The sequence below is a fragment of the Lentzea pudingi genome (assembly GCF_014646255.1).
In the GTDB taxonomy this organism is placed as follows: Bacteria; Actinomycetota; Actinomycetes; order Mycobacteriales; family Pseudonocardiaceae; genus Lentzea; species Lentzea pudingi.
In genome coordinates this window covers 691347-705528 of record NZ_BMNC01000004.1, presented here as the reverse complement: position 1 = coordinate 705528, position 14182 = coordinate 691347, and the positions used below count along the sequence as shown (strand labels likewise).

At 68.0% G+C, this 14182-nt stretch carries 16 protein-coding genes and 5 tRNA genes; 5 read left to right on the top strand and 16 right to left on the bottom strand.

Going from position 1 to position 14182, the window contains the following annotated elements; all coding sequences use genetic code 11:
• Positions 1-191: 191 nt before the first annotated feature.
• A complete protein-coding gene (locus IEY88_RS18785; RefSeq protein WP_229693513.1) occupies positions 192-662 on the bottom strand; it encodes a nitroreductase family deazaflavin-dependent oxidoreductase in 471 nt (156 codons plus the stop codon).
• A 7-nt stretch (positions 663-669) separates the two neighbouring features.
• Between IEY88_RS18785 and IEY88_RS18780 the strand changes: the two genes are divergently transcribed.
• The 4 genes from IEY88_RS18780 (at position 670) to IEY88_RS18765 (ending at position 5222) form a co-directional block, all read left to right on the top strand.
• Complete coding sequence (locus IEY88_RS18780) at positions 670-1635, top strand: lycopene cyclase family protein (RefSeq protein ID WP_229693512.1); 966 nt, start codon at positions 670-672, stop codon at positions 1633-1635.
• A gap of 87 nt (positions 1636-1722) precedes the next feature.
• Positions 1723-3432 carry a GGDEF domain-containing protein gene (locus IEY88_RS18775; protein WP_229693528.1) on the top strand — a complete coding sequence of 570 codons (1710 nt, stop codon included), beginning with the start codon at positions 1723-1725 and terminating at the stop codon, positions 3430-3432.
• Between the two features lie 130 nt (positions 3433-3562).
• Complete coding sequence (locus IEY88_RS18770) at positions 3563-4651, top strand: carboxylate-amine ligase (RefSeq protein WP_189156018.1); 1089 nt, start codon at positions 3563-3565, stop codon at positions 4649-4651.
• 160 nt (positions 4652-4811) lie between these two features.
• On the top strand, positions 4812-5222 hold the full coding sequence (locus IEY88_RS18765; protein WP_189156017.1) for a CBS domain-containing protein: 411 nt from the start codon (positions 4812-4814) through the stop codon (positions 5220-5222).
• On the opposite strand, the gene IEY88_RS18760 is transcribed toward IEY88_RS18765, so the two are convergent.
• The 7 genes from IEY88_RS18760 to IEY88_RS18730 form a co-directional block, all read right to left on the bottom strand.
• The gene (locus IEY88_RS18760) at positions 5213-5659 is read right to left on the bottom strand and encodes an NUDIX domain-containing protein (protein ID WP_189156016.1); all 447 of its coding nucleotides are present in this window, start codon (positions 5657-5659) and stop codon (positions 5213-5215) included. The two genes, IEY88_RS18765 and IEY88_RS18760, sit on opposite strands and share 10 nt — an antisense overlap.
• A 17-nt stretch (positions 5660-5676) precedes the next feature.
• Complete coding sequence (locus IEY88_RS18755) at positions 5677-6528, bottom strand: DUF72 domain-containing protein (protein WP_505744122.1); 852 nt, start codon at positions 6526-6528, stop codon at positions 5677-5679.
• Between the two features lie 55 nt (positions 6529-6583).
• Positions 6584-6658: transfer RNA gene (locus IEY88_RS18750), tRNA-Val, on the bottom strand.
• A gap of 3 nt (positions 6659-6661) precedes the next feature.
• Positions 6662-6736: transfer RNA gene (locus tag IEY88_RS18745), tRNA-Ile, on the bottom strand.
• A gap of 87 nt (positions 6737-6823) precedes the next feature.
• A tRNA-Leu gene (locus IEY88_RS18740) sits at positions 6824-6896 on the bottom strand.
• A gap of 1 nt (position 6897) precedes the next feature.
• Positions 6898-6970, bottom strand: a tRNA-Gly gene (locus IEY88_RS18735).
• Between the two features lie 15 nt (positions 6971-6985).
• Positions 6986-7054: transfer RNA gene (locus IEY88_RS18730), tRNA-Trp, on the bottom strand.
• Between the two features lie 291 nt (positions 7055-7345).
• Between IEY88_RS18730 and IEY88_RS45120 the strand changes: the two genes are divergently transcribed.
• Positions 7346-7477, top strand: coding sequence for a hypothetical protein (locus tag IEY88_RS45120; RefSeq protein ID WP_268241246.1), 132 nt, complete (start codon positions 7346-7348; stop codon positions 7475-7477).
• 52 nt (positions 7478-7529) lie between these two features.
• On the opposite strand, the gene IEY88_RS18725 is transcribed toward IEY88_RS45120, so the two are convergent.
• From IEY88_RS18725 to IEY88_RS18690, 8 genes are read right to left on the bottom strand one after another with little or no spacing between them, the layout of a single operon-like run.
• On the bottom strand, positions 7530-7916 hold the full coding sequence (locus IEY88_RS18725; protein WP_189156015.1) for a metal-sulfur cluster assembly factor: 387 nt from the start codon (positions 7914-7916) through the stop codon (positions 7530-7532).
• A complete protein-coding gene (gene sufU, locus IEY88_RS18720) occupies positions 7913-8353 on the bottom strand; it encodes a Fe-S cluster assembly sulfur transfer protein SufU (protein ID WP_189156014.1) in 441 nt (146 codons plus the stop codon). Before sufU ends, IEY88_RS18725 begins: the two co-directional genes overlap by 4 nt.
• A 1-nt stretch (position 8354) precedes the next feature.
• Positions 8355-9632, bottom strand: coding sequence for a cysteine desulfurase (locus tag IEY88_RS18715; protein ID WP_189156013.1), 1278 nt, complete (start codon positions 9630-9632; stop codon positions 8355-8357).
• Between the two features lie 26 nt (positions 9633-9658).
• A complete protein-coding gene (sufC, locus tag IEY88_RS18710) occupies positions 9659-10432 on the bottom strand; it encodes a Fe-S cluster assembly ATPase SufC (protein WP_189156012.1) in 774 nt (257 codons plus the stop codon).
• Between the two features lie 33 nt (positions 10433-10465).
• Positions 10466-10780: a non-heme iron oxygenase ferredoxin subunit gene (locus tag IEY88_RS18705; protein WP_189156011.1), complete on the bottom strand. Its 315-nt coding sequence runs from the start codon at positions 10778-10780 to the stop codon at positions 10466-10468.
• Complete coding sequence (gene sufD, locus IEY88_RS18700; protein WP_189156010.1) at positions 10777-11934, bottom strand: Fe-S cluster assembly protein SufD; 1158 nt, start codon at positions 11932-11934, stop codon at positions 10777-10779. The genes IEY88_RS18705 and sufD overlap by 4 nt, the downstream gene beginning before the upstream one ends.
• A gap of 1 nt (position 11935) precedes the next feature.
• Entirely contained in the window at positions 11936-13390 is a 1455-nt protein-coding gene (gene sufB / locus IEY88_RS18695) for a Fe-S cluster assembly protein SufB (RefSeq protein ID WP_189156009.1), read from the bottom strand.
• The gene (locus IEY88_RS18690; RefSeq protein ID WP_373294117.1) at positions 13387-14076 is read right to left on the bottom strand and encodes a helix-turn-helix transcriptional regulator; all 690 of its coding nucleotides are present in this window, start codon (positions 14074-14076) and stop codon (positions 13387-13389) included. Before IEY88_RS18690 ends, sufB begins: the two co-directional genes overlap by 4 nt.
• Between the last annotated feature and the right edge of the window lie 106 nt (positions 14077-14182).

Sequence of the window (14182 nt, the reverse complement as noted above, 5' to 3'; positions counted from 1 at the left end):
TTACTGGCTGTGTTTCGGCACGCTGTTGAGTTCTCAAAGAACACGCGCTCACCGCAGTCACATCAGCTTTTCAGCTGATTACTTCCGGGGCTTGTGTTGCCAGGCTCGTTCCGGCTTCTTTTCCGGCCCGTGTCGCTCTGACTTGGAGAACATTACACGCGGCACTTTCGATCTCCAAATCGGGGGGTGCCCTAAGCGCCCGGACCGCCGTTGACCTGGGCGTTCGTCACCGCGAAGACCGGGTGGCGGCCGGCCTCCGCCTCGAACGCCGAGACGGGGTCACCGACCCGAGCGTCGAAGAACGGCCTGGTCACGGGCTCTTTGCGCACATAAGCGGCCAGCACGGGCGCCGCTACGGCCGCGGAAACCTCGTTCAAAACGACTTGACGTGACCTGCGTCCCCTTCGCAGGACCGCCGAACCGGCTGCCCGTGCGTTGTGCACCCAGTCGCGAACGCCGTACGGCGCGACGAGCCACTCCTGACCGTCATGCGACATCAGGCGAATGGGAATCGTGCGCTCCGCACCACTGCGCCGGCCGCGGATCGTCAGCAGCACGTAGTAGGAGGGCGCGATGCCGAGCGCAACGGCCCGACTGATGACGACGTTGCCGACACGGCGCACGAGGTGCTGACGGTAGGTCTTGGCCACAAGGTCAATCATGGACCTCATGACGTTCGACGTAGTGGTGATTGGTGGAGGTCCTGCGGGCCGTGCGCTCGCACGGGCCTGTGCACACGAAGGCCTGCACACAGCGATCGTCGATCGCCACCCCCAACGTCCACCAACGGCGACCTACGGCGCGTGGGCCGACGAGCTCCCGCCGAACACGCCGTCCAAGTCCGTGAGCACGACTGTTCGCGCGTACGCGCGCGAGGAGCACCTGATCCAACGCACCTACGTCGTCCTCGACAACGCAAAGCTCCACGAACTGCCAGACACGGTCGAAGTGCTCCAACGGCCAGAACCAGCGCGGTACACCTTCAACGCCACAGGTGCGCGCAAGGGCCGTGCCGAGCAAACGGCGGTGGGTCTGGTCATCGAGTCGGACAGCACCGAGACGACGTTGATGGACTGGCGCGGCGACGGCGACACGTTCCTCTACACGGTCCCGCTGGGAGAAGGCCGGGTTCTCGTGGAGGAGACCTGTCTGGCGGGGAGGCCGGGTATCCCGCTCGACGAACTCCGCCGGCGACTCCACACGCGTGAGGGCGCGCACCGGAACAGCGAGGAAGAGGAACGGGTTCGATTCCCCCTCGACTCCCCCAGGGCCGGCGGTCTGGCGTTCGGTGCCTCGGCCGGCTTCATCCACCCCGCGACGGGCTACAGCGTCGCCACTTCGCTGCAACTCGCTCCGAAGGTGGCCCGGGCGGTCGTGCGGAACGAAGATCCGGAGCACGTGATCTGGTCTCGCAAGGCGCGCATGGTGCACGCCATGCGCATGAGAGGCCTCGAAGCCCTTCTCCGGCTCAGCCCGGAGGAGACGCTGGACTTCTTCGAGGTGTTCTTCCGGCTCGACGTCGAACTGCAGCGCGCCTACCTGTCCGGCCGGGAGGACGTCAGGGGAACGGCGGCCGCCATGCTCGCCCTGTTCCGGACCACCCCGGGCCATCTCAGGTGGAAACTCCTCCGCTGAACTCCCAGCGTGAACGTCGTGTCACCGAACGCGCCGCCAGCGTGGCAAATCGAAGCCAAGCTCGTGAACAGCTGGTGAACCCACTTGGTGCGGCTCGTTCGCACCGGCACGATCGAGGGCGTGCCCGCCTTGCTGGATGACGTCAGGTTCGCCTTCCAGCCGCTGTTCAACCTGAACACCGGGGGCGTCGTCGCGATCGAGGCGCTGGCCCGGCCGCACGACGGCAGCGTGCAGGATCTGCTCCAGGCCGCCTTCCGGGCGGGTCTGCTGGCCAACGCCGACGTCGGACTCGCCTGCCGTGCCCTCCGTTCCGCGGCCGACTTCGACCTCATGCTGCCGCTGCACGTGAACCTGCTCGCGATCACGGTCGCGGACAAACCCGAGGTCATGAGCCCTCTCTACGGTGCGCTCCGGGACGCGGGACGGTCTCCGGACACCGTGGTCATCGAGATCGGCGAGCCGTACTCGCGCGCCAACCGCGGCCGTCTCGCCCGCGGCATGCAGGCGCTGCGGAACAACGGCTTCCGGATCGCGCTCGACTGCGTGGGCGAGGGCGACGTCCCGCTCGGCCTGCTGACCAGCGCTTCGCCGGACTACATCAAGCTCGACCGCGAGATCGTCCGCTCGCTGCCCGACGACGCCGCGCGGGGTGCGTTGGTGAAGTCGCTGGTGCACCTGGGCGAGTACACGGGCGGTCAGGTCGTGGCCGAGGGCGTGGAGACCGAGGCGGAACTGACCTACCTGCGCAAGCTGGGGGTGGGGTACGCGCAGGGCCGGCTCCTCGCTCCCCCGCAGCGGCGCCCGGCGGTGAACGCCCGCATCGCGCCCGAGGCGGTCACCGCGACCGGGGAGATCCGCCGGGCCAGCACGGGCCCGCGCATCACGGCGTTCCTGCACCCCGCCACGGTGTTGCCCGAGAACGCCACGAGCGAGGAGGTGCGCGAGGTGTTCGCCTCGCAGCCGTCGGTCACGGGTGTCGTGCTGCTGGACGACGAGGGCCGCCCGAAGTGGTCCGTGGACCGGAACCGGTTCCTTCTGGCGGTGACGGGTCCGTACGGGCACGCGTTGCATGCGAAGCGAGAGGCCGCACGGCTGGCGGACAAGCCTCACGTCATCGGCACCGAGTCGTCGGCGCTCGAACTGCTGGACGTGGTGACGGGTGCGAACCGTGAGCGCACCAACGACGATCTCATCGTCGTGGACCACAACGAGCGGTGCATGGGTGTCGTGCGCGTGGCGGACGTTGTGCGCGGTGTCGCCGAGCTGAAGGTGGAGCAGGCGGCCGCACTCAGTCCGCTGACCCGGCTTCCTGGCAGTGACGCGGTCGCGAGAGAGGTGGACCGGCGTATCGAGGCCGGGGAGATCTTCTCGGTCTCCTGGCTGGACGTGGACAGCTTCAAGCTGGTCAACGACTCGGTCGGGTTCGCGGCCGGGGACGATCTGATCCGCGAGATCGGGCACGACCTGGCCGATCTCGCGCACACGTTCCCCGGTGTGCACGTCGGGCACGTCGGTGGTGACGACTTCCTGCTCCTCGCCGGGCTCGACGAGACGGTGCCGCTGAGTGCTCGTTTGCTCGACAAGCCATACACGGCAGAGGGACGACACGTCACCCTCTCTCTTGCGACCCTTGTCTGTGCCCCGGGATCAGTGGGGTCGTATCGCGAGGTGTCGCGGTTGCTGGCACCAGTGAAGGAGCACGCGAAGTCGCTCGCCGGGTCCAGCTGGGTCATGGGCCGCCCCGGTACCGAACGACGGGACGTGCTGCGTGGTGTCGCGCAACGCGCGGTGAGCTGACAAGTACAACCGAACGCCTCCTGTGCGGCGCGCTGATCACTCATAGCATCGAGACTGTTACTCAGTGCACAGGAGGTTCGGCGTGCAGGTCGGCAGCAGAACTCAATCGGTTCCCGCGCAGCGCAGAAGCATGGACGGCCTCCTGACCGTTGGCGTGGAAGAGGAATTCGTTCTCGTTGAAGCTTCCACGGGACATTTGGCCAACCGTGCCAACGAAGTGCTGGCGGGCGCGGACCGGTACGAGGTCGACCTGCAGCCGGAAATCGCGCAGTACCAGGTGGAATCGGCCAGCGGGATCTGCACGGACATGTCCGTGCTGCGCGAACAACTGGCCACAGCGCGAAGAGCTCTGATCGAACGGGCCGCGCGGCACGACGCGAGGCTGGCCGCGACCGGGACGCCCGTGCTGGGCCTCACGATGCCGACGCCGTTGACGAACTCCCCGCGCTACCACCGGATGGCGCAGGAGATGGGCGCGCTCACCAACGATCTCGCGATCTGCGGTTGTCACGTGCACGTCGGGCTGCCCGACGACGAGTCGAAGATCTTCGTGAGCAACCACCTGCGTCCGTGGCTGCCGACGCTGCTCGCGCTGGGCGCGAACTCGCCGTACTGGCTCGACGGCGACACGGGCTACGCGAGCTGGCGGTACGTGGTCTGGAACCGTTGGCCCACTTCGGGTGCGCCGCCGCACTTCGACTCGGCGGCCGAGTACTACGCGGCACGGGAGGAGATCGTCGCGAGCGGCGCGGCGATCGACGCCGGGATGCTCTACTGGGACGTCCGGCTCTCCGCCCGCCACCCCACGCTCGAACTGCGGGTCTCGGACGTCGCGCCGACGGTCGAGGAGGCGGTGCTGATGGCCGCCCTGGTGCGCGGGATCGCCGCCACCGCACTGAGTTCCTGCGCGGCGCCGCTCAAGCTCCCGCCCCACCTGCTGAAGGTCGCGATGTGGCGGGCCGCGCGGGACGGCTTGGAGGGCTTCGGCATCGACCCGGTGACCGGCGCGCCCACGCCCGCGTCGTCGATCGTCGCGTCGTTGCTGCGGTGGATCCGGCCGGCGCTGGAGTTCTCCGGTGACCACGAGATGGTGACCACGGCGATCGACCGGTTGCTGCTCGACGGCACGGGGGCGGTGCGGCAACGGCGGGCGTTCGCGCGGCGGGGCAGGCGGGACGACGTGGTGGGTTTCCTGGTGGCGCAGACTTCTCCGGTCTGAGCCGGGCTTCAGGCCAGCGAAGGGATCACGGCCAGCACGATCGTCGACGCCACGGCCGCGGACGTGCCGTGCCGCAGCAGCGGTTACTCCGTTCGGCGCAGTGTCCAGCGGAACGCTCCGAGCGGGCGGATGCTGGTCGAAAGGCCGGAAGGAGGAGGTTGTGACGACAGCGCGCGACATCATGCACCCCGGGGTGCGGTGCGTGGACGAGGACGCGAGCCTCGTCGAGGCCGCCCGCATGATGCGGGACCTCGACGTCGGTTCCCTGCCGATCTGCGGCAAGGACGACCGGCTGCACGGGATCATCACCGACCGCGACATCGTGGTGAGGGCGGTGGCGGAGGGGCTGGACCTCGCGGCCACCCGCGCTGGCGAGTTCGGCGGTCACGTCCACTGGGTCGATGCGGAGGATCCGTTGGAACACGTGCTCGAGACCATGGGAGAGCACCAGATCCGGCGCCTGCCGGTGCTCGAGGACCGCCGGCTGGTCGGCATGGTGTCGGAGGCGGACCTCGCCCGGCACCTGCCGGAGGACCAGCTCGCGGCGTTCGTCGAACGGGTCTACGCGTGACGTCTGCCGTGTTCCAGGTAGTGGGTCTCGCCTGATTCCCGTGCTCGCAACGCTTCCGCGACCCTGCGGGCGAGTCTGGGGATCAGGCGTTCCCGCGCCTCGGTCGGCGGGACGAACTCGTACGACCGGAGTTCGTCCGCCCGCAGCCGGATCTCGTCCGCCGCGGTGATCAGGCCGCCCTCGAAGACGAACAGCACGCGGTCCTCGCCGTCGCGCGGCGCCCAGTCGGCCACGAGCAGCCGGCCGGGTTCCCTGACCAGGCCGAGTTCCTCCTCGACCTCGCGGCGGCAGGCCTCGCTCGGCGTCTCGCCGTGCTCGATCGCCCCGCCCGGGATCTCCCAGTGCGGCTTGTAGGTGGGCTCGACGAGCAGGAGGCGCCCCGCCTCGTCGAAGAACAACGCGCCGGCCGCCGAGATCGCTCTGCTGCTGTGGTCCACGTTCCCTTTGTACGGGCTCAGAAAAGGGTGGCGGGCTCGACCGGTTCCGGTTCGGGCAGTGGGTCGAGCTCGGGAACCAACGCGCGCACGTCGTCGTGGAAGCGGCGGGCCAGCGCGGGCGCGTCGTCGTTGTTGGGGGTGTGCATGAAGAACGTCGGCGACAGGCCTTCGCGCAACCAGCCCGCGACCACCCCGGTCCACGGCAGCCACCCCCGCACCGTCTCCTCGACGGAGTCCCGGCCCAGGTAGCGGACGACCGGCCGATCGGTCAGCGCGCGCGTCCGCCGCGGCATCCTCGGTTTCCTGGCCCACGCCTCCGCTTCGCCCTCACTGCTCGGCGGACTGCTGAACAGGACCTCGGTGTCGAACGGCACCCATTCGGCACGCACGTCGTCGAGCGTCCCCTCGAGCAGCGACGCCGAGCGCGCGTCGGTGAAGAAGTCGAGGTGGCGGACCTCCACCGCGCGCCGGCGATCGGCGGGCAGTCTGCGCAGGAACCGGCCGAGGGCGTCGACGTCGAGCGGGCCGAACGACGGGGGCAGCTGCGTCCACAGCACGGCCCGCTCACCGAGGGGTTCGATCGCGTCCAGGAACGCCCGCATCTCCGCCTCGACGCCGACGAACCGGCGCTCGTGCGTGACGACCTTGGGCACCTTGACCATGAACCGGAACTCGGGGTCGGTCTGCTGCGCCCACATCTCCACGGTGATCCGGGCGGGGGTCGCGTAGAACGTGGTGTTGCCCTCGACCGCGTTGCACCAGCCCGCGTACGCCCGCAGGCGTTCCTTCGGCGGCAGGGGTTGCGGCAGGAACCGGCCGGGCCACGCCTTGTGGGTCCACATCGCGCAGCCGACGTGAAGACGTGCCACTCCACCCACTCCCGTCGGTCGTGGGTCCAATCTACTTCACTGGTTCGTGTACGAATGGTCGTCCGGCCAGGTTTCGAACCTGGGACCCTCTGCTTGTAAGGCAGACGCTCTCCCGCTGAGCTACCGGACGTAGTCGTCCCGCCAGGATTTGAACCTGGGACCTACCGCGTATCAGACGGACGCTCTCACCGGACTGAGCTACGGGACGCAGTGGAAGACGAGGGTGTCGAACCCTCCGGGGCGATCTTGCAAGGATCACCTGCGCGCCGGCGCGTCCCCCGATTCAGTTGTGCAGTGCCGCGGGCAGGATTCGAACCTGCACTGAACGCGTTCTGAGCGCGTTGCCTCTTCCGTTGGGCTACCGGGGCGAGCGGTCGGAGGGCATCGAACCCTCTTCTTCGGTTTGGAAGACCGACGTGTCCGCCGAGTTCACCACGACCGCATTGTTTTCGAGCAGCACCGATGGAAGGAGTCGAACCCTCGGGTAACGGGTTTGGAATCCGTTCCGCTTCCGAAGCTCATCGGTATCGAGGCAGGGCAAAAGAAAACCGCCCAGGTTTCCCGTGGGCGGCTCCGAGGTCATGACCTGGGGATCAGGTCATGGCGTGGAGCCCCACGCCACCGCCAGCAGACCGCTGGCGACGAGGGCGAGAATTCGCCATCCCGCGAGCTGTGCGTTGGCAAGCATGTCTTCCTCCGGGTGATCTCTGTTGTTCGTGATGGGATCAAGCTATGCGACGGCCGGACAACCGTGCAACGCATTTATCGAAGCTTCGCGCGGTGTTCCAGATGGTGGGTTTCTGTTTCGGTGGTGTTCATGAGGGGTGCGAGGCCCGGATTCGGGGAACGCCACCCCGGCGCGGGGCGGCGAGCTGGTCGTCTTCGAGGGCACTGCGGCCGGACGTTGCGGAACGACTCGCTGGCGACGACGTTCCTCGACCTGCTCTGAACGACGAACGGCGCGCATCCCGCAGGACGCGCGCCGTTCGGAGAGACGGAGATCAGACGGTGAACCCGAGCGCGCGCAGCTGCTCGCGGCCGTCGTCGGTGATCTTCTCGGGGCCCCACGGCGGCATCCACACCCAGTTGATGCGGAAGTCCGACACGAGACCGCCGCCCGTGCCGCCGGTGAGGGCCGCGCGGGTCTGGTCCTCGATGACGTCGGTCAGCGGGCAGGCCGCGGACGTGAGCGTCATGTCGATGGTGGCGACGTTCTTCTCGTCGACGTGGATGTCGTAGACGAGACCCAGGTCGACGACGTTGATGCCGAGCTCCGGGTCCACGACGTCGCGCATCGCCTCTTCGAGGTCGTCGAGCGCGGCGACGTCAGCCTTGGGCTCGAAGACCGGCATGCCTTCGGCTCCCCGGACCACTTCTTCGGTGCTCATGCTGCTCCCTGGCTTCGTGCTACTGCGTCTTTGAAGGCCATCCAGCCCAGCAGCGCGCACTTCACGCGCGCCGGGTACTTCGAGACACCGGCGAAGGCGATGCCGTCCTCGAGGACGTCCTCGTCGGGCTCGATCTGGCCGCGGCTCTGCATCAGCTCGACGAACGCGTCCATCTTCTTGAACGCCTCGCCCACGGGCCTGCCCACGACGAGGTCCGTCAGCACCGACGTCGACGCCTGGCTGATCGAGCAGCCCTGGCCGTCGTAGGAGACGTCGGAGACGATCTCGCCGTCGAGCTTGACCCGCAGCGTCACCTCGTCGCCGCAGGTCGGGTTGACCTGGAACGACTCCGCGTCGAACGGGTCGCGCAGGCCTCGGCCGTGCGGGTTCTTGTAGTGGTCCAGGATGATCTCCTGGTACATCTGCTGGAGCTGCATCTCAGGCCACCCCGAAGAACTTCTGCGCCTCGCGGACGCCGTCGACCAGTGCGTCGACCTCGTCCAGCGTGTTGTACAGGTAGAACGTCGCTCGCACCGACGACTGGGCGTTGAGGCAGCGGTGCAGCGGCCACGCGCAGTGGTGGCCGACGCGCACGGCGATGCCCAGGCTGTCGAGCACCTGGCCGGCGTCGTGCGGGTGGACGCCCTCGATCTCGAACGGCACGGCGCCACCGCGGTTCACGGCGTCGGAAGGGCCGATGAGGCGGACGCCCTTGACGGACGACAGACCTTCCAGCGCCGCGACGGTCAGATCGTGCTCGTGGGCGTTGATCCGCTCGATGCCGACGACGCTCAGGTAGTCCACCGCCGCACCCAGGCCGACGGCCTGGGACGTCATCGGCGAACCGGCCTCGAAGCGCGCCGGCGGCGGGGCGAACGTCGAGCCCTCCATCTTCACCAGCTCGATCATCGAGCCGCCGGTGATGAAGGGGGGCAACGCCTCCAGCAGCTCACGGCGTCCATAAAGGACACCGATGCCGGACGGGCCGAGCATCTTGTGACCGGAGAACGACGCGAAGTCGACGCCCAGCTTCCGGAAGTTCACCGGGCTGTGCGGAACGGACTGACACGCGTCCAGCACGGTCAGCGCGCCGACCTTCCGCGCGGCCGCGACGAGCACGTCGACCGGGTTGATCACGCCGGTGACGTTCGACTGGTGCGTGAACGCGACGACCTTGGTGCGCGGAGTGATCACGCTGTCCACATCGGACAGGTCGAGCCTGCCGTCTGGGGTCAGCTTGAACCACTTCAGCGTCGCGCCGGTCCGGGCGGCGAGCTGCTGCCACGGAACGAGGTTCGCGTGGTGCTCCATCTCGGTCACGACGATCTCGTCGCCGGGACCCACGACGAAACGCGCGGCCTCGGGACCCGAGGTCGCGGCGTTGCCCATCGCGTACGCCACGAGGTTGAAGCCCTCGGTGGCGTTCTTGGTGAACACCAGCTCGCCGAAGTCGGCGCCGACGAAGTCCGCGATGCGCTGACGCGCACCCTCGTACTCGTCGGTCGCTTCCTCCGCCAGCTGGTGGGCGCCCCTGTGCACGGCGGCGTTGTGCCGCTCCAGGAACGCGCGTTCCGCGTCCAGAACCTGCGTCGGGCGTTGCGAGGTGGCGCCGGAGTCCAGGTAGACCAGGCGCTTCCCGTCACGAACGGTGCGAGACAGGATCGGGAAGTCCGCCCTCAGGGCGGTCACGTCCAATGGTGCTGCGGTGGTGGTCACAGCGCCTCCTCTCAACACCTGCAACATCAGGAAAGGGCTGCGGCTTCCGTCTTGCCGGTGTACTTCACGTAACCCTCGGACTCGAGCACGTCGGCGAGCTCGCGGCCGCCCGACTCGACGATCCGGCCGTTCGCGAAGACGTGCACGAAGTCCGGCTGGATGTACTTGAGGATCCGGGTGTAGTGCGTGATCAGCATGACGCCGACCTCACCGGAGGCCTTGTAGCGGTTGACGCCCTCGGACACGACGCGCAGGGCGTCGACGTCGAGACCCGAGTCGGTCTCGTCGAGGATCGCGACCTTCGGCTGGAGCAGGCCCAGCTGCAGGATCTCGTGGCGCTTCTTCTCACCGCCGGAGAAGCCCTCGTTCACCGAACGCTCGGCGAACGCCGGGTCGATGTCGAGCTCGGCCATCGCACCCTTGACCTCCTTCACCCAGTGGCGAAGGGCGGGGGCCTCGCCGCGGACGGCGGTGGCGGCGGTGCGCAGGAAGTTCGACATCGAGACGCCGGGGACCTCGACCGGGTACTGCATGGCGAGGAAGAGACCCGCGCGGGCGCGCTCGTCGACGGACATCTCGAGGACGTCCTCACCGTCGAGCGTGACGGTGCCCGAGGTGATCGTGTACTTCGGGTGCCCGGCGATCGCGTAGGACAGCGTGGACTTGCCGGAGCCGTTGGGGCCCATGATGGCGTGCGTCTCGCCGGCCTTGATCGTCAGGTCGACGCCCTTGAGGATCTCCTTGGGAGCGTCCTCGCTGACGACCGAGACGTGCAGGTCCTTGATCTCAAGGGTGGCCATGACTTGCCGTTCTCCTGGTGGTGTAGCTAGAAGTCAGTTCTTGGTGACGGTGACGTCGACGAAGACGTCGCCGTCACGGATGTCGACGGCGTAGACGTCGACCGGTTCGCTTGCGGGCGGCGACGAGGGCGCGCCGGTCTCCAGGTCGAAGCACGACCCGTGCAACCAGCACTCGATCCCCTTGCGGGAGACCTCGCCCTCGCTCAGCGACACCGCGGCGTGCGAGCACAGATCCGCGAGCGCGTGCACCCGCTCGCCGTCGCGCACCAGCACGACGTCGGTTCCATCGACGTCGGCGGCGAACGGCTTGCGGTCGTCCAATGAGGACAGTGCACACACCTTGATCACGTGCCGACCGCCTCGAGCTCTGCCTCGATGGCGGCCTCGAGGCGCTCGCGCACCTCGGGGACGGCGATCTTCGCGATCAGCTCCTGGAAGAAGCCGCGCACGACGAGACGCCGTGCCTGCTCCTCCGGGATGCCGCGCGCCTGCAGGTAGAAGAGCTGCTCGTCGTCGAACCGGCCGGTGGCGCTGGCGTGGCCCGCACCCTCGATCTCGCCGGTCTCGATCTCCAGGTTCGGCACCGAGTCGGCGCGGGCGCCGTCGGTCAGGATCAGGTTCCGGTTCAGCTCGAACGTCTCGGTGCCCTCGGCAGCGACGCGGATGAGCACGTCACCGATCCACACCGCGTGCGCGCCCTCGCCCTGCAGCGCGCCCTTGTAGACGACGTTGCTGCGGCAGTTCGCCTGCGCGTGGTCGATGAACGGCCGGTGCTCCTGGTGCTGGCCCGCGTCCGCGAAGTACAGACCGAACAGCTCGGCGTCTCCGCCGCGGCCCGCGTACTGCACGACCGGCGTCACACGCACGACGTCGCCGCCGAGCGTGACCACGGTGTGCTTGATGGTCGCGTCGCGACCGAGCTTCACGTGGTGCTGCGAGACGTGCACGGCGTCGTCGGCCCAGTCGTGGATGGTGATCACCGTGAGGTGCGCGCCGTCCGCGACGAGGAACTCGACGTTGTCCGCGTACGCGCCGGAACCGCGGAAGTCCAGGATCACGGTGCCCTCGGCGAACTGCGAGGCCTTGACCTGGACGTGCCCGTAGGAGACCGAGCCGACGCCCGCGCCGGTCACCGTGACGGTGGTCGGCTCGGACTTCGCGTCACCGGGCAGCGTCACGATCGTGGCGTTCTCGAAGGACGAGTACGCCTGCGCCGCGACGCGGTCACCGGGGACGCCGGCGGTGCCGAGCCGTGAGTCGTCACGACTTACGGTCTCGACGGTGACACCGGGAGCGGCGTTCACCTCGACGGCAGCGGAACCCGTTGCCGCAGCGCCGGAGTGCAGGCCGGCAAGACGCTTGAGAGGCGTGAAGCGCCAGATCTCCTCACGGCCGCCCGGGACCTCGAACGCCTCCACGTCGTAGGACGTGAAGTGTTCGGCGCGCGAGGTCACCGGAACGACAGCACCGTGGGAGTGAGGTTGAGTCGACAGGGCGGCCATGTCAGCCGACGGCCCCTTCCATCTGCAGTTCGATCAGGCGGTTCAGTTCGAGGGCGTACTCCATGGGGAGCTCGCGCGCGATGGGCTCGACGAACCCGCGCACGATCATCGCCATGGCCTCGTCCTCGTTCAGGCCGCGCGACATCAGGTAGAACAGCTGGTCCTCGGAGACCTTCGAGACCGTGGCCTCGTGACCCATCTGCACGTCGTCCTCGCGGACGTCGACGTACGGGTAGGTGTCCGAGCGGCTGATGGTGTCGACCAGCAGCGCGTCGCACTTCACCGTGGACTTCGAGTGGTGCGCCCGCTTGTTGACCTGGACCAGGCCGCGGTACGACGTGCGGCCACCGCCCCGCGCAACCGACTTCGAGATGATCGTCGAAGAGGTGTGCGGTGCCATGTGGACCATCTTGGCGCCGGCGTCCTGGTGCTGGCCCTCGCCCGCGAACGCGATCGAGAGGACCTCGCCCTTGGCGTGCTCGCCCATCAGGAAGACGGCCGGGTACTTCATGGTCACCTTGGAGCCGATGTTGCCGTCGACCCACTCCATGGTCGCGCCCTCTTCGGCCTTGGCGCGCTTGGTGACCAGGTTGTAGACGTTGTTCGACCAGTTCTGGATCGTCGTGTAGCGGCAGCGGCCGCCCTTCTTCACGATGATCTCGACGACGGCCGAGTGCAGCGAGTCCGAGGAGTAGATCGGCGCGGTGCAACCCTCGACGTAGTGCACGTACGCACCCTCGTCGACGATGATCAGCGTGCGCTCGAACTGACCCATGTTCTCGGTGTTGATCCGGAAGTAGGCCTGCAGCGGGATGTCCACGTGCACGCCCTTGGGGACGTAGATGAACGACCCACCGGACCACGTCGCGGCGTTGAGCGCCGAGAACTTGTTGTCACCCGCGGGGATGACGGAGCCGAAGTACTCCTTGAAGAGCTCCGGCTGCTCCTTCAGAGCGGTGTCGGTGTCCAGGAAGAGGACACCCTTCTCCTCCAGGTCCTCGCGGATCTGGTGGTAGACGACCTCGGACTCGTACTGGGCGGCGACACCGGCGACGAGGCGCTGCTTCTCGGCCTCCGGGATGCCCAGGCGGTCGTAGGTGTTCTTGATGTCCTCGGGCAGGTCCTCCCAGGAGGTGGCCTGCTTCTCCGTCGAACGCACGAAGTACTTGATCGAGTCGAAGTCGATCCCAGAGAGGTCAGCGCCCCAGTTCGGCATCGGCTTGAGGTCGAAGAGCTTGAGCGCCTTCAACCGGTACTCGAGCATCCACTCGGGCTCGTCCTTCTTCGCCGAGATGTCGCGGACGACGTCCTCGCTGAGGCCTCGGCGTGCGCTCGCGCCGGCAACGTCGGAGTCGGCCCAGCCGAACTCGTAGTTGCCCAGAGACGCAATCGTCTCTTCCTGCGTGAGCGGAGACTGCACCGTGGTGGGCGTGCGCTGCTCGGCAGCGGCAGTCATGCGGGCTCCCCTCCATCATCTGGGATGAGCTTCCCGGCGGTGCCGGGTTGAACGTTCGGGATGTGCGTCGTGCACACGGCGTGGCCGCGGGCGATCGTCGCGAGGCGCTGCACGTGGGTACCGAGGAGGTTCGCGAACGTCTCCGTCTCGGTCTCGCACAGCTGGGGGAACTCGGCGGCAACGTGGGCGACCGGGCAGTGGTGCTGGCACAACTGCTCACCCACCCCGACGTTTCGCGCCGATGAAGCGTAGCCCTCCCTGGTCAACGCGGCTGCGAGGGCCTTCGCCCGTTCGGCGGGCGTGACCTGGGCCACGATCGCCGACCGATGACGGTCCACCAGTGCGTCGACACGGCTCTGCGCGAAAGCACGCACAGCCTCTTCCCCACCCGTCTGGGCGAGGAACCTGATAGCGGCGACCGCGAGGTCGTCGTAGGCGTGGCCGAACCGGGCGCGTCCGGCATCCGTCAGCAGGAAGAGCTTCGCGGGACGGCCACGACCACGTTGGGTCTGCCGCGGTGCGTCCCTCGTGAGTGCCTCGCCGTCCGCGAGCAGCGCGTCTATGTGACGACGCACGGCCGTGGGGCTGATGCCCAGTTCCTCCGCGACGGCTGCCGCGGTGACCGGGCCCTGCTCCAGCAGGAGCCTGGCGACGGCGCGCCGAGTCTTGCCGTCGTGCTGATGCACGGCGTCAAGGTGGGTCTCGGCGTTTTTCACAACACCAGTGTTGCGTATTTCGCCGGAGGTCGCAAAGATCGCGGTCACAGGGTGACCTGACTCACGGCTGAACGTG